Origin of the sequence: Streptomyces antnestii (assembly GCF_004005495.1) — a bacterium.
GTDB classification, from domain to species: domain Bacteria; phylum Actinomycetota; class Actinomycetes; order Streptomycetales; family Streptomycetaceae; genus Streptomyces; species Streptomyces antnestii.
In genome coordinates this window covers 60185-74756 of sequence record NZ_RZYA01000030.1, presented here as the reverse complement: position 1 = coordinate 74756, position 14572 = coordinate 60185, and the positions used below count along the sequence as shown (strand labels likewise).

Here is a 14572-nt window from a genome sequence, read left to right as displayed (position 1 = left end):
GCGGGCAACGGTCGGGAAACTGCCCCGATAGGCGGGAAATCCGTATGACAGGGTGCCAGATCTCCATTGTCGTCCCCTGCTACAACGAGGACGAGGTGATCGACACTTTTCATGCCGCTGTGGTGTCCGTCCTGGAGACAACGAAGCAGACCTTTGAGATCTGCTACGTAGATGACGGCAGCAGCGATACCACCAGACGACGCCTTTGCACCCTCGCCGGTCCGGACCGGCGAGTCCGCTACACCTCCTTCAGTCGTAATTTCGGGAAGGAAGCGGCGATCCTCGCCGGACTGCGCATGTCCCGCGGCGACGCCGTGGTCATCATGGACGCCGACCTCCAACACCCGCCCAGACTGATCCCACACATGCTGCAACTACGGCAGCACGGTTACGATCAAGTCGTAGCCCGCCGAGACCGCGCGGGAGACGGCGTGGTGCGGAGCCTCCTCAGTTCCGCCTACTACCGGGTCATGGGCCACGGCATGGACGTCGAAATCATCGATGGCGAAGGAGACTTCAGACTGCTGTCGCGATCGGCTGTCAAGGCCGTCCTTGCCATGCCGGAGACCAACCGGTTCTCAAAAGGAATTTTCGCCTGGATCGGTTTCGATACCGTCAGCTTCAATTATCACAACGTCAGTCGCGTGGCCGGCCGGTCAAAATGGGGCGGCAGGCGACTTCTCAACTACGGGATCGACGGTCTCATTTCGTTCAATAACCGTCCGCTGCGGCTGGCGGTCTACGCCGGTCTCACATTGTGCTTCACCGCGGTCGTCTATGCGCTGTGGACCATCACGAACGTCGCCTTGCACGGCGTAGAGGTGCCCGGGTATACCACCCTGCTGACTGCCACCGTCGCGCTCGGCGGGATTCAACTCGCGACGTTGGGAATCGTTGGCGAATACGTCGGACGCATCTACTACGAGACGAAACATCGCCCCCCATACATTGTGCGGGAAACGTCAGACTCCCCGTCCCTCATGCCACCGACACAATCCGACGACACACACGACATGTGGAGCACAGGGGCACATGGACGGGGATCCGGATCTGCACCGGCCGGGCCGACCGAGCACAGCCGAGCGCGCACGGTGCGCCAATTCCTCACCTTCGCGGCGATCGGGATCGTCAACACTCTCGTCTACCTGGCCGTGTATGTCACCCTTAACCGATGGCTGCCGTATCTCGCCGCCCATGTCATCGGTTTCGCAGTCAGCGTCCTCGGATCGTTTTTCCTCAACACGTTTATCACCGTCCGCACCACACCGACCTGGCGCGCGTTTGTCCGCTACCCCCTGTCGAGCATCGCCAATATGACGGCCAGCGGAATCCTGCTGGCCCTTGGCGTGGAAGCGCTGGGACTCAACAAAAACACAGCCGCGGTGATCGCCGGGATTCTGGCCACCCCACTTTCCTTTCTCCTCGCCCGTTGGGCGATCGTCTCCGGTACCCGGGACCGCCGGGCCCCGGAGACACCGTACGGCGCAGCGGCCGAGACGGAACACGAATGAACCGGCCCGTACGCAACGTGACCAGCAGGGCCGTCCCAGGGGGAGGAGATCAAACAGGTTCTTCAGCTTGACCCTGGCGGGGATCCTGGAAAAGAGTGACCACGTGACCGGGCCCAATGTTGAGGATCTAGCTCAGCGTTCCTGCAGGTTGAGGTCACGGACGCAGAACCCGTGGTGTGCCCAGTCCTCGTTCAGCACCACCCGCAGGCACTCGACCACCGACTTGCCCACGGCGTACGGCGGCCAGCCTGGTCCTGCAGGAACGGGAGCGACTGCGGACAGCTCGTCGAACGTCACGGTCGCCAGCCAACGCTCCAGCTCGGCGGACTGCTCGTCTCGCACGGCCAGTACCTCGTCGAGGCCTGGGGTCGCCGCTCGATCGAGGCCCTGTTCCTCCTGATCGGGCAGGAAGTCGGACGCCAACCCGATCCCGGTGAAAGGCTGGGTCGATCCCAGGCAGCAGCGGCGGAACCACGAGTCGTGCACGAACACCAGGTGGCGCATGGTCTCCACTGCCGACCACTCGCCGGCGACACGCCGGTGCTCGGAGCCCGCGGGCATCGCGCGGAGACGTTCGACCGTCCTCGCCCAGTCATCCCGTAGCTGTCGATGGGCTTTCCGCAGATCGGCCGGGTCATCTGAGCGCATCAGCAACCGAACTGGATATCGCCGGTCGAGCTCGGCCTCGACGTAGGGCGTCACCTCCACGCCGTTGACCACCAGGTTGCTGACCAGCCCGTCGATCACGACGTCCCGCATCACCACGCCGATCAGCCGGGCGCGGGTCAGGTCGCACTCGCGAAACTCGGCGTCGGTCAGATCCTGATCTTCAAAGCTCACCATGCCGAGCATTGTGTACCGGCGGGCCGACACCAGGCTGGCGTCCAGAAGAAGATGGGCCATGCGCGGAGCGTCTGAAACGTCGTTCGAGGCCAGAGGTTAAGGAACAAGCTCAGGCGTCCAACACAACAAGTCGCAGCACCGACGCGCTGTTACGACATTCGCTTTGCCATGACGTCCAATGCGCGCCACGGCTCATACGCTGGCACCGTGTCATCCTGCACCAGGCGGTCGATGGCCGCCCGCACAACGGCCGCCGTCTCCACCGGCAGATCCCGCACCCGAACACCGTCTCCAGGGGCGCCGTCCCTGCCCTAGTACTGCAACGGTCTTTGGCGTGGCTGGTTGCCAGGGAGGTCGTTGGTCTGGTTATGGGTGGGGAGCTTCGTGATGTCAGGACGTGGGCGTCGGTTCTGGGCGAGGTGCATGGGCGTATCGTGCACCGGTTTGCCCGGTCGGAACCGCGGGAGTCGGCGCTTGCGTATATGCGGGGATTGATATCTCCGTTGGAGCGGAAGAACGGCTGGACGCTGGCCGAGGAGGCCGGTCACGCGGCTCCCGACCGGATGCATCGGCTGCTGAACCGGTGCGACTGGGACGCCGACGAGGTCCTCGACGACGTCCGCGACTACGTCGTCGAGCATCTCGGCGACCCTGAGGCCGTCCTGATCGTGGACGACACCGGCTTCCTGAAGAAGGGTGTCCGTTCGGCCGGGGTCCAGCGCCAATATTCCGGGACGGCGGGGCGGACGGAGAATTGCCAGGTCGGAGTCTTCCTCGCCTATGCCGGCGCTCGTGGCCGCACGCTGATCGACCGCCGCTTGTATCTGCCCACGTCATGTCTGCGCCGCGGTGGCGGGGATCGCTGTCACCGTTCGGCCGGCTCTGGTCGTTCCCGTCGGCGTCGTGGCGACCGTCTCGCGTCGGCCGCGCTCGCGCTGAGGCTCTGACCGTGTGGACCGCGCTTGCTGAGGCGTACGGGTTGGGGCACTTCGGGCTGCTCCGGCCGGGGAGACCCGAGACCTGGTCGACGTCGTCGACCTAGCCGAGGCCCAAACCGCCCGCTGCTCGCGGGACGTGCAGCGCTGTGTGTTGGGGGTCAGTGTTCGGGCCAGGGGCACCAGCAGGTGAGTCTCGTCCACTGCTCATCCGGTCGTCCGGGGACGGGGCGGCCGTCCGTCTCCCATTGCCGGGCGAGCTGGGTGTAGATCGGCTCAAGCCCGGAGCGGAGAACCGCTTCTTCGCCGCTGCGTTGTTGCGTGCCGATCGTGGGGGCGCGTCGCTCTGTCGTTGTGGTCACGTGGGTTCAACGGCTTCTGGCTCTCGCGGGTTACCAACGCCAGACCCGCCCAGATCTGCGCAACGAACGTGCGGCAGGGGAAGACGTTCAGGCGGTGTTCGTGGCGAACAGGCGGCGCGCCGCCATCGTGGCTCCGGTCAGGTCAAGGGGAATGTCGAGGCCCTTACACATGCGATGCGCGCGGACGACGACGCTGAGCGTGGCGGGCGTCGCTTCCCCGGCGAGGACCTGGACGGTGACGTGGCGGGGCTTGTGGGTGTGGACGAGGGCCTCGATCTGCACGGCGGCCGAGACCCGGGTGTTGACGTCGAGATTGTGGTGCAGCGTCACGTGCAGGGCGTCGCCGTCGACGCTGTGACTGATCAGCATGATGGCCTCCGCACGTCATGTCCTCAGGACTCCGTCCCGTCGGTTGTCCGGGGCCTTCCAGGATGACAGTCGGGCGGCGTCACGGCAGCTCACGGCCGCCTCGGCAGGTCGCGTCGCACTCCCTGGCCACACCAGGGCCAGCATTCCGGACGCCGGAGGAAACGGTTCCTCGCCCGCTGGAGTGAGCAGGGGCGTGTCGTGCCCGGGCAGGAGGACCGGGAATGGGTCAAGCTTCCAGGCATCTGCCCGTGGCCCAGCCCCATGACCAGCGTGGTGCGGTCTCTCCCCGTTCCCGCACCCGCTGTACCGGCCGGCAGCCTCGACGCCCGCCCGGCCACTCCGAGGCTGCTGGACCGGCCGGTCAGAGTTGGCCCCTCCGGTCCGGCAGCCCTTCCGAGAGGTCAGGCGCGGCGGGTGCGAGGGCTCAGACCGTGACCGGATCTGGTCCCTCGGAACCACAACTTCTGACGTGGTGTCAGTGGTGGCTGCTTTCCTGGTGGGTCCCGTGCGCGAGGGCGCATCGGGCCTGGGCGGGGGAGCAGCCAGTGGTGCACGTGAAACAGTACGTACGCGCGGACGGCACGAAGGTGAAGGCGCACTCGCGATGGGCGGCCGGCGCGCGGCGGGAGATGAGCGTCCTGGCCATCATCGCCTTGGTGGTCGGCTTCTCCGGCGCCAGTGGCGCCGGCAGTGCGGACGGCTCCGGAAGTGAGGTGCCCCGGCCTCGATCGACCGCTGTGTATCCAGTGAAGTTCCCGGGTTGGCACAACCCGGCGCCGAGGCCGAGGCCGACGCCGAGCGTCTCGTATCCGATCCCCTGGGACCGGGGCCACCGAGCGAGAGCCCCCCTGCAACGTGAGCAGGGCCTGGCACGCAAGCCGTTCCGCGCGGGCTTCCAACTGCGCAGATAGCAGTGGGTGATTGATCGAGATGCAGAGGGTGACGGGGCCTGTTTCGCTGGTGTGGCCCGCTCTTCCCTCATCACCCAAGGAGTGATCATGAGCGCTGCAGGCGAGTCCGGCCGTACCCAGCAGATGCGTGCCCGGGCCCAGGACCTGGAACAGGCCGCGGAACGGGCGACTGACCCGCAGGAGCGTCAGCGTCTGAAGGACCAGGCCCGCCAGCTCAAGGAGCAGAGCGAGCACGCAGGCGGCACGGGCAAGCCGGACATCGACCCGACGATGTAGTCCCGGTAAGTCCCGGTAGTCCCGAGCACAGGCACCGGCCGGTGGCCGGCCTCCGTGGCTTTCTGTCACGCGAGAGGTCCCCGGCCGGTCACCGCTGTCTCTGCTCAGTCGCCCGCTGCCCGGCGGGCGCTACCTATGGGCAGGCAATTTCGTTGTGCCAGGTAGGGCAGCCGTTCTCGGGGCTCCGCGGGTTCGTCGACGGCACATGTGGACGGACAGCGGGGCGGCGGTGCGCACCTCTGGCGTCTGCCCGGTATCGGGGCCCCTCTGCGCCTTCCTCGACGTAGGCGCAGAGGGGCCCCTTCCTCAACCTCCTGCCTGCGTGGCGGGAGGAGCCCTGCGGCGCTCGCGCGGGGCCGGGAGGGCGGCTGGGTTACAGGGGGAACGAACAGATGCCCCCGGGCGGGGGGATAGGCACCCGAGGGCATCGGCCAGCCACTCCAAGGGGAGCGCTTGGAGTAACCGTGCCAATGTGCCCGTCCCGGCGATGGCAGCGGCGCTCCCGGCGCGGCGTGTCACACGGGCGTGCCCCCTTTGGCCGCCCGCGCGCAGGGTCTGCGGCCCTACTCCATGCCTCCTCCGGCCCAGTAGCACCCGAACGAGTGAGCCGCATTGGGGTCAGGGCGGGTACAAGTGGGTGATGGACAACTCCAGCGGCAGTGTCCCGGCATCCGTGCGCGAGACGATCTCTGGCATCGTCACGGCCGTCCACGACGGCGACGACGCCCGCATCAAGGCCCTGCTCGAACGGCTCTCGAAGGACGCGGACCCGGCTGTGCTCCTCCTGCTGCACAGCCGTCTGAACGAGGACCTGCGCGGGCCCGGCGCCCGCTTGCCACTCTGACCCGCCGTGGCGAAGTGGACGCAGTGTGTTCGGGCGCCCGCCGAGGCGACTGTCTTCGCGGCCGAGGCTCTTGCACATGCGATGGGCGCGGACGGCGAGGAAGCGACGACGTACGCGCAGTGCCGGATCGACGGCGTGACGACGTGGGGCGCGGGCGGTGACCCCTCGCCGTTGGTGGCGTCGGTCCGGGCGGTCCTGACGGCCGTGAACCGGGCGGTGGCGGTCGCCTGGCGAAGCGGGGGCGTCCACCGGGACTCCGGTGGACGCCCCCGCGGGGACGGTTGGGCCGGGCTACTCGCAGGTGCCCGCGAACGTCTTCCGGGTCACGACATCGGTCGTCGCGGCGCTCGTGTCCAGCCACGCGGCGCGCTGGCCGTCACCGAGGGACGGGGCCAGCTGGGCGCCGGAGGAGCAGGAGACCCGGCTGAAGGCGCCGGTCCCCGCGACCACGTCGGCCGTGCCGGCGGCCAGGACCTTCACCTTCTCCGGGCCGCTCCAGCCACCGAGGCCGCTCCAGGCGTCGTACGTGGAGTACGCGAAGTAGTCGTCGGTGACGGAGAACTGGGCGAAGTAGGCGCCCGTCGGCAGGCGCAGCTTCGCCGCCTTGGTCAGGTCGTCGACGGGCGCGGACTGGAAGCCGGTGCTTCCGAACAGGCTGCTGTTCTCCCGCCAGAAGACGCGGTCCGCGGCGAACTGGATGTCACCGATGGAGTTGAAGAGGAAGCCGCCGATCCGCTTGTTCTGGGTGGTGCCGGTGGCGATGTCGTAGAGGCGTACGTAGGTGTGGTCGGCGCCGCCGGCCCACGCGATCTGCCCGTGCTTCATCGCCAGTCGGCCCGCCTTGGTTCCGGCCTCGGGCGTCACGTCGACCGTGGTGCCGTCGGCCTTGCGGAGCATGACGTCCTGCTCGCCGTCGGCGGTGGTGCGGATGTAGGCCAGCGCGCCGTGGTCGGTGACCGGCTCGGTCTCGTCGGCGTCCGGGGAGTCGACCAGCTTCTCGATCGCGCCCTGGCCCTTGTCACCGGCCTGGTAGATGCCGATGCCTGTGGCGGAGATCCGGGTGAAGACGACGCGCTCGTCGTCGAGGGACGGGTCCATCAGGTAGGCGTCCCGCTGCGCCAGCTCGTGCTGGGGGTTCTTGCCGAAGCGTCCGACCGTGATGCCGAATTCCGCGCCGCCCTGGCCCCAGGAGATCGCGTCGCCGTGGCCGATGGCGTAGACGTCGCCGCTGATCTGCGCGGCCTGCTCGTCGATGCCGGCGTAGACCTCGTATGCGGGCAGGACGTCGGCGCCGATGGTGGTGCCGTCGTGGGTGCCGGCCTTCTGCTCCCAGCCCTGCTCGATGCCGTGGTCGTCGAAGGCCTTGGCGATGACGGCGAGGTCGCCGCCGGAGACCTTCAGGGACTTCGCGGCGAGGGTGACCGCGTTGCGCATGTCGGTGAAGCCCGAGAGCGGGGTGAGGTAGTTCTGGGCCGCCCGGTAGGTGATCTGGTCGGCGAGGTCGGCACCGAGGTTCTTGCGCATGTCCCACAGCGCGCCACCGACGATGGTCGAGTTGGCGTGCACACCGCCGTTGTCGAAGTCGAGCGTCATGGGGTCGTAGTCGCTCTGCGCGTTGCGGCCGTCGTTGAGGTCGCGCAGAGCGCACTCGTCGAGCGGCTTGGTGCCGTTGCAGAGGTACTCGCCGACGAAGCCGGAGGTGGGGTCACTCATCGCGATGCCCTTGTCGGCGGTCTCCATGGCGTTGCCGAAGTAGTCGGATATCGCCTCGTTGAGGGCGCCCGACTGGTTGAGGTAGACGAGCCCGGCGGAGTGTTCGGTGACGCCGTGCGTCATCTCGTGGCCGACCACGTCGAGGCCCACGGAGAGCGGTACGCCCTTCATGTGGCCGTAGACCATCTTGTCGCCGTCCCAGAACGCGTTGGCGTAGTCCTTGCCTTTGGAGGCGACGTTGACGACGGAGTAGATGCTGCCGCCCTTGCCGTCGATGCCGTCACGGCCGAGCTTGTCCTTGTAGTACTCGTAGACCTTGGCGGCGTTGAGGTGGGCGTCCACCGCGCCCGACGACGTGTTGGCGCCGTCGAAGCGGTCACCGGCGGACTTCACCAGCGGGATGTCGTCGGTCACGGGGCCGCCCGCGACGTCGGTGTAGTTCTTGCGCTGCGCGTCGTAGGTGCGGATCTGTCCGCCGGTCCGCGCGTACATGGCGCGCGTCGAGTCGACCAGTGTGTACGAGCCGTCGGACTCCTTGTTGACGTTCAGTTTCGCCTCGCTGCCGTCGACGCGTACGCCCGTCCCCTGTGCGGGCGACGCGTCGGCGGCGTCGACGTTGTTGTACGAGAGCGCGATGCCGCCCACGCGCGCGTCGACGTACACCTCCTGGCGCACGGGGCTGCCGTCGGACCGGGCGCCGGTGACGGTGAAGTGCCAGGCCAGCTTGCCGCCGGCGGCGTCGGGCAGGACCGTCAGACCGTGTGCGGCGGTCTTCGCCCCCTCGACGCGGGACAGGTCGCGGTCGAGCGTGAACATGCGCTGCTCGGCGGCAGCCCGCGACACCTTCGGCGTGGTGGAGACCGTGAGGTGGGTGTAGAGCGTGCCGGTCGCGGAGGTGACGCGCCGGCCGCCGTCGGCCGCCTCGCTCTGCACCGCGTACTCGGCGCCGAACACCGGCACACCGTTGTGCTGCTGGCGGAAGCGGACGGAGGACTGCTTGCCGGACGTGGTCGTCCCGAGCGTCTTCAGGTCGGAGACCGGGATCTTGTACGTGTCCCTGTGGGCCTTCAGATGGGCGCGGGCGGCCTCGGCGGGCGTGCCCGACCGCGCGGCGTCGTCCAGGCCCTGCGTCATCGCGGGAGCGACCGGCACCGGGTCCGCCGCCTTGGTGGCCGGGGGCGTGGTGGTGTCGCCGTCCGCCCACGCCGGCGCGGCCAGCAGCGCCGATCCCGTGGCGGCGACGACCACACCGGTCGCCAGAATCCGCCGGATCCTCGTTCGTCTCACAGACCCTCCCCATCACACACCGGTAAGCGGGGCGCGTGCGCCCCACTCGGTTGACGGGGTCGATGCTTCGGTATGGCGCGTTCCGCGAACAGGGGATGTCGGTGGCGCGAACGTGCCGTGGCGTAAACACGCCTCAGGAGTCCTACGGTGAAACGGAGTTGGTGGCTTCCCCGTCCAGCCAGCCCGCGCGGGCCGCGTGCCAGCCGAGCTGGAAGCGGGTCACGGCGCCGGCCTCCTCCATCAGGGCGCGCAGCCGCCGCTGCACGGTGCGGTGCCCCATGCCGAGCTGGCGGGCCATGGCCGTGTCGGTGAGGCCGATGTGCAGGAGCGCGACGATCTGCCGGTCGGTGGCGTCGAGTTCACGTCCGCCGCCGCCTGACCCCTCGGCGCCGTGCGCGCCCAGCAGCCTGCCTTTGTCGAAGTGCTGCTCGAAGAGCGACTGCAGGCCGGTGAGCAGGCCGCTGCGGTGCACGACGAGGGCGACGGGTTCGACCTCGTCGCGCTCGGGGTCGAGCGGCAACAGGGCGGCCTTGCGATCCACGAGGACCATCTTGATCGGCAAATCCTCGACGACGGAGATCTGCTGGCCGTGCGCGACGACGTCGGCCAGGGTGCGCGCGGTGTCCGGGTGATCGAGGCAGCCCCGCTCCACGACGGCGCGCAGGGCGACGCCGCGGTCCATCGCCTCGCGCTCGGCCTCTTCGAGGTTGTCCTGGAAGGTGAGCACCTGGGGTACCGGCATCGCCGGCACGAAGGAGCACACCTCGTGGCGCGCCCGGCGCTGCATGGCGAGGAGCCTGCGCCGGATCGCGACCGTGCCGGAGAGCACCTCCACCGGCACGTACGACTGGGCGGAGCGGTGCCGTTCCGCCAGCTCGCCGACGAGCGACTCGACGCGGTGCAGTGCGGCACGGCGGGATTCGAGGAGCGGCCCGAGGGCGAGGACGGGTGGGGCGGCACGGTAGCGGACGGTGCCGTCGCGGTGTTCGGCGCTGACGAGGCCGCGTTCCACGAGGCGGCCGAGGACGCGGTCGATGTCGTCCGGTCCGGCCCCGGAGTCGGCCAGGGCGGCCGGGTCGCTGTCGGGCCGGTCCACCAGGAGCCGGTAGACGGCGTCCTCCTCGGAGCCGAGTCCGAGGAGGGTGAGCAGCGAAGCGTCCGCGAGTGCCGGCGCCTCGGGCACCGGGACTCGCGGACGTGGCTGGGGTCTCAGGGCTCAGGCCTTGTTCAGGTTCGTCCAGAACTCGTCGAACGAGAGGACCTTGTCGCCGTTGGCGTCCTGCCGGGCGATGAGGGCCTCGGCCACCGACTCGGTGACGTTGAAGTCGCCCATCTGCGCCATCGCGCTCTTGTACTCGGCCGCTGTGATGAAGCCGTCGCCGTCCGCGTCGAACCGCTGGAACGCCTTGCGTGCTCCCTCGATGTCCGCCACCGGGTCCACCCCTTCTTGCTGTAACACTGACGGAGGTCACATTAACCGGCCGTACGAGCGCGCAGTGCGGCGACCACCCAACACCGCGCCGCCGCCCGGTCCGTGTCGCCCGCGTACTGCGCGCCGCAAGCCCCGGTGAGCTCCTGCCGCCGGCGCTTCCGGTCCCACTGCCGAAGCCACTTCCGTGCCCGACATCCACGTACTCCGCATCTCCCCTGGTCACCACGGGTTTCCGGAGGCCGTACCGGATTGTCACAACCCTCTTCTCTCCCCTTGTTGTTGAGTTGGTTGTCAGTGGTGGAGGAGATCATCGGGTTCGGGGGGCCGGATCCCTCCGCGGCCGGGGGCCGGTGCCCGGCCGGTGGCCGGACGCGATCGGGGAAGCGCCCGGTGGGGCGCGGGTGAGGGAGTGCGGGTCTGATGGCGGGCAAGCGCAAGGCGAACGAGGCGGGATCGTCGAACGGGCTGCGCGGCGACGTGCTGTGCGTGCTCGGGGTGCTCAAGGTCGCGACCGCCGACCAGATACAGCGGCTGGCCTCGCCGCACCTGACCTACCGGCACACCCTGAAGAAGACTGCGGCCCTGCGGAAGGAAGCACGCACCGCCTCCCACCGTGGTGCGGCGAACGACCTTCGCAGGCATGGCCTGGCCGTCGACGGCGGCCGGACCCGGGGCGGTGAAGAGGTCCGGCTGCTCACCAAGGACGGGCTGGCCGCCGCCGCGATCGACCTAAACCGCGAGCCGGAGGAGATGGGAGGCATGCCCAAGAGCGCGGACCGCTCCGGTGCCTCTCACCCCATGACGGTGAATGAGACGGTCATCGCGCTGATCCGCCCGAAGCTCGACCTCGACCTGGTTGCGGGGGAGCCGGCCGAAGCGGTCGCCGCTGCGCAGGCTGCCGTCGACGCATCCAAGGGGATCGGCGCCAACGCCTCCTACGCCACCGAGGCCGCGCTTCCGGTGAAGGGGACCTGGAAGAATCCCGCGATCGGCAGTGCCCGCGCCGACGTCGTCGTGATTGCCCCGGACGACGATGTGCCGCTGCTGTTCATCGAGGTCGACAACTGCACCGAGGAAGCCGTCCTCGACGCCGCGAAGTTCGACAAGTACGCGCGGTTCTTTAAGCGGAAGGAGAAGGACACCGACGGCATCGAGAAACCGACGTGGCGCACCCGCTGGTCCGCACCCGCCTGGGAGGGATACGAGCGTGTGCACCCGCCGGTCCTGCTCGTCTTCCACCAGGTCGGCAAGCGCTCCGCGAACAGCCAGATGGCGAAGGTCGCCGACCTCACCCGCCACCACTGGCAGGGCCGGTGGCATCGCGAGGGCGGCTTCCACTCCTACGACGGCTGCATCCCGATCGTGGCGACCACGCTGGAGCTGCTGCGCGAGCACGGACCGGCCGGGCCCGCGTTCTGGCGCTTCGGCCGCAAGGAGCGACAGCCGCTGCTGGACGCGATCGGAAACCCCCGCCGGGAGGCCGCCCTCGCCCGCAGCCGCCAAGCCGCCCGGGCAGAGCAACAGCGCCGTGCGGAGCGGGAAGCCGCGGAGCGGGAGGCGTAGCGGCCGGTGTGCGCGGACTGTGGGCGGAAGTTCACCGACGACCGGTTGGAGGCAACCGACTTCCGGCACTGGCAAGACCCCGAGTCGCACCCGCACCTGTGCGAGGACTGGCAGAGCCGAGCCGTCGCAGACGAGCAGCAGGCCGAAGCCGACGAACGCGACCGGCAGGAGCAGGAGCAGGAGCAGGAGCAGGAGCAGGAGCAGGAGCAGGAGCAGGAGCGCCTGCGCCAGGAGCAGGAAGCCGAGCAGTCAGCGCAGAAGGCCGGCGGCTGGCTCTCCCGCTTCCGCACCTGACCCGACCTGACCCGGGCAAGTCGCGGCGACCGACCATGCGGGCAAGTCCAAGGCGGCCCTGGGCGAGCCCGCGTTGTCGGTGGCGGCTGTGAACTTCGGCGCAGCGGAGTGCCTTACGGTGCAGCGGCAACCCCGGCCCTCATGCTCGGGACGGGAGTGTGCCACTGAACCCGCTGATCGGCTGGTCACCGCACGATCGGCCGCTAGCACCGAATCAGGTTCAAGTACCCGTCCTCGAGATCGAATTCAGCCCTGGAGGTGGGTGCCGATCTCGAGGAACGCCTGGACGAGGGGTGGGTAGGGGGCCGCCGGGGAGACGACCTGGGAGGCGTAGTGGACGATGACCAGGTCGAGTGTGGGGGAGATGAAGAGGCGCTGGCCGTGGATGCCACTCGCCATGAAGGAGCCGTAGGGGTCGTTCGGGATCCACCACAGGTCGTGGTACGAGAGGGTGGCGGGTGCGCTGGGGGGTGCTGCGGGGAAGCGGACACGGCGCCCAACACCGTCCGGCACGCCGGAGACGATCGTGGAGGCGACGACCTCGGGGACGATCTGGCGGTCACCGAGCGCGCCGCCGAGTCGGATCATCTCGCCGAACCTGGCCAGATCCCGGGCGGTGGCGCTGAAACCACCGCTGGCGGCCTCGGCGCCTTCCGCGTCGAGAACGTAATAGGCGTCCTCCTCTGCGCCGATACGAGACCAGATCATTTCGGATAGCAGTGCCGAGGTCGTGGTTCCGGTGATGCGCCTCAGGACTTCGGCGAGTGCTTCGACGTTGCCGTTCTCGTAGCGGAACTCGACTCCCGGCTCACCGGTCGCGCTTGCAGTAGCGAGGTGTTCGCGGATGGTTGCGGGGCCGGTATAGCCGTACGGACGCAATTGGGGTGCGAGGACGGCGAAGTAACGCTGGGCTTCCAGGGCCTTGTCGTACGGGCGGCCCGCGTAGTTCATGCGGGTGCCCATGTGGAGCAGGTGGTCGACCTGCGCTTCGCCGAAGGCGGTGCCGGCGAGCTCGGGGACGTACTTCACGACCTGGGCGTCTCGGTCGAGCAGCCCTTCATGAACCAGGACTGCGACGACGAGGCCCAGATAGGACTTCGCGGCCGAGGCGTTGAAGTGCAGGCCGTGGGGCTCGTATCCGTGCAGATACTGTTCGTGGACGAGCGTCCCGCGGTGCACTACGAGCAAGGCGTCGGTCTCGGCTGCCGCGAGCAGCTCCGAGAGCGTGAGCGACTGCCCGTGCGGCCCGTCGAAGGCCAGGTCGTCGAGGGGGCTCGTGCCGGGCGGCCTTGCAGGCAAGGGTGAAGGTGTGCCGGAGCCCCGCCAGACACGGCGACTCGGAAGCAGTTCCCGCCCCGACGTCGTGTGCCGTCGAGCCCAGGCCGGATCGGTGTACCCCCGGGCCCAGACGAGGTCGGTCAGAGGAGGCATGCCGGTCATGTATCCGCTCCACTCGTGATCGTAGCCAGCACTGAGCTCGATACCGTACACGGTGTCTGATAACTCGGCCAGAGGGGCTGCACACACACCTCCTCACGGGGCGAGGTCGAGGGCCCCAGGGGCGTCGGACGGGGTCAGTCCCGTCGCCCAGACGCGACCGTAGACGGACAGGTCACGCAGGTGAGCGGTGATCTCGGCGGCACTGTATCCGGTGTCGTTCTCGACCCACCAGGTGAGCAGGCCGATGAGTTCGCCGGTCCACGCTCGGGCGATGACATCGAGAGGGATCCTCGGAGCGACTCCGAGTTCTTCGGCGCGCGCACGGAACGCGGACTCGGCGTGCGCGCAGACGAGGTCGGTGAACTCGCGCAGCGCCCGCCCGTCCCCCTCGCCCCGCAGGACGACCCGGTACACGGGTTTTTCCTGCTCGGCGTGTTCGAAGATGTACTTCACCGGCAGCCCGGTGAAGCCCTCGGTGCGCGCCTGCTGGAGCGCCGGCAGAAGGCGTTCGCGGTCCTCTGCGAGATCCCGGACGATGCCGATCAGCAGGTCCTCCTTGTCGCGGTAGTGCGCGTAGAAGGTGGCACGGCCGACGTCGGCGCGTTCGGCGATCTCCTCGACGGTGATCGCCTGAAACCCCCTGTCCAGGACCAGTTCGACCAGGGCGTGACGCAGTGCGGCCCGCGTCCTGCGGACGCGGCGGTCTCCTGCGGGCTTCGTGTCCACTTCGCTTCCTTCTTCTCCAGGCCGTCCGGGCCGTTTCGGCCCGTCCAACCCTCCGGACCGTTGACC

Annotated in this window: 12 protein-coding genes and 1 pseudogene; 6 read left to right on the top strand and 7 right to left on the bottom strand. The window is 68.7% G+C overall.

Translation table 11 applies throughout. The features are described from left to right. The first annotated feature begins 44 nt into the window (after positions 1–44). Positions 45–1511, top strand: a complete 1467-nt coding sequence (locus EOT10_RS38040) for a glycosyltransferase (RefSeq protein WP_127832951.1) — start codon at positions 45–47, stop codon at positions 1509–1511. 132 nt (positions 1512–1643) lie between these two features. On the opposite strand, the gene EOT10_RS38035 is transcribed toward EOT10_RS38040, so the two are convergent. Then, a complete protein-coding gene (locus tag EOT10_RS38035) occupies positions 1644–2414 on the bottom strand; it encodes a DinB family protein (protein ID WP_223281457.1) in 771 nt (256 codons plus the stop codon). Between the two features lie 308 nt (positions 2415–2722). Between EOT10_RS38035 and EOT10_RS38030 the strand changes: the two are divergent. Further along, positions 2723–3229 (top strand): annotated as a pseudogene (locus EOT10_RS38030) (IS701 family transposase); the annotation flags it as partial. 509 nt (positions 3230–3738) lie between these two features. On the opposite strand, the gene EOT10_RS38020 reads toward EOT10_RS38030, so the two are convergent. Next, positions 3739–4020: a hypothetical protein gene (locus EOT10_RS38020; RefSeq protein ID WP_127832949.1), complete on the bottom strand. Its 282-nt coding sequence runs from the start codon at positions 4018–4020 to the stop codon at positions 3739–3741. 998 nt (positions 4021–5018) lie between these two features. On the opposite strand from EOT10_RS38020, the gene EOT10_RS38010 reads away from it, so the two are divergent. After that, a complete protein-coding gene (locus EOT10_RS38010; protein WP_127832948.1) occupies positions 5019–5207 on the top strand; it encodes a DUF6381 family protein in 189 nt (62 codons plus the stop codon). 640 nt (positions 5208–5847) lie between these two features. After that, positions 5848–6051, top strand: a complete 204-nt coding sequence (locus tag EOT10_RS38005) for a hypothetical protein (protein ID WP_127832947.1) — start codon at positions 5848–5850, stop codon at positions 6049–6051. Positions 6052–6342: 291 nt separating this feature from the next. On the opposite strand, the gene EOT10_RS38000 is transcribed toward EOT10_RS38005, so the two are convergent. The 3 genes from EOT10_RS38000 to EOT10_RS37990 form a co-directional block, all read right to left on the bottom strand. Beyond that, a complete protein-coding gene (locus EOT10_RS38000) occupies positions 6343–9051 on the bottom strand; it encodes a M4 family metallopeptidase (protein WP_127832946.1) in 2709 nt (902 codons plus the stop codon). Positions 9052–9193: 142 nt separating this feature from the next. After that, complete coding sequence (locus EOT10_RS37995; protein WP_127832945.1) at positions 9194–10234, bottom strand: helix-turn-helix domain-containing protein; 1041 nt, start codon at positions 10232–10234, stop codon at positions 9194–9196. Between the two features lie 33 nt (positions 10235–10267). Further along, positions 10268–10483 carry an EF-hand domain-containing protein gene (locus tag EOT10_RS37990; protein ID WP_127832944.1) on the bottom strand — a complete coding sequence of 72 codons (216 nt, stop codon included), beginning with the start codon at positions 10481–10483 and terminating at the stop codon, positions 10268–10270. 420 nt (positions 10484–10903) lie between these two features. Here EOT10_RS37990 and EOT10_RS37985 point away from each other — a divergent pair, with 420 nt between their 5' ends. Beyond that, the gene (locus EOT10_RS37985; protein ID WP_223281456.1) at positions 10904–12046 is read left to right on the top strand and encodes a replication-relaxation family protein; all 1143 of its coding nucleotides are present in this window, start codon (positions 10904–10906) and stop codon (positions 12044–12046) included. A 45-nt stretch (positions 12047–12091) separates the two neighbouring features. Continuing rightward, positions 12092–12340: a hypothetical protein gene (locus EOT10_RS42390; RefSeq protein WP_223281455.1), complete on the top strand. Its 249-nt coding sequence runs from the start codon at positions 12092–12094 to the stop codon at positions 12338–12340. A gap of 246 nt (positions 12341–12586) precedes the next feature. On the opposite strand, the gene EOT10_RS37980 is transcribed toward EOT10_RS42390, so the two are convergent. Both EOT10_RS37980 and EOT10_RS37975 read right to left on the bottom strand, forming a co-directional pair. Then, entirely contained in the window at positions 12587–13639 is a 1053-nt protein-coding gene (locus tag EOT10_RS37980) for a serine hydrolase domain-containing protein (protein ID WP_223281454.1), read from the bottom strand. Between the two features lie 234 nt (positions 13640–13873). Continuing rightward, positions 13874–14506 carry a TetR/AcrR family transcriptional regulator gene (locus EOT10_RS37975; RefSeq protein ID WP_127832942.1) on the bottom strand — a complete coding sequence of 211 codons (633 nt, stop codon included), beginning with the start codon at positions 14504–14506 and terminating at the stop codon, positions 13874–13876. Positions 14507–14572: the final 66 nt, after the last annotated feature.

Bases quoted from the DNA above. Each gene is read 5' to 3' on its own strand.
- EOT10_RS38040 (WP_127832951.1), top strand. From the start codon at position 45: ATGACAGGGTGCCAGATCTCCATTGTCGTCCCCTGCTACAACGAGGAC.
- EOT10_RS38010 (WP_127832948.1), top strand. From the start codon at position 5,019: ATGAGCGCTGCAGGCGAGTCCGGCCGTACCCAGCAGATGCGTGCCCGG.
- EOT10_RS38020 (WP_127832949.1), bottom strand. From the start codon at position 4,020: ATGCTGATCAGTCACAGCGTCGACGGCGACGCCCTGCACGTGACGCTG.
- EOT10_RS38005 (WP_127832947.1), top strand. From the start codon at position 5,848: ATGGACAACTCCAGCGGCAGTGTCCCGGCATCCGTGCGCGAGACGATC.
- EOT10_RS38035 (WP_223281457.1), bottom strand. From the start codon at position 2,414: ATGGCCCATCTTCTTCTGGACGCCAGCCTGGTGTCGGCCCGCCGGTAC.
- EOT10_RS37985 (WP_223281456.1), top strand. From the start codon at position 10,904: ATGGCGGGCAAGCGCAAGGCGAACGAGGCGGGATCGTCGAACGGGCTG.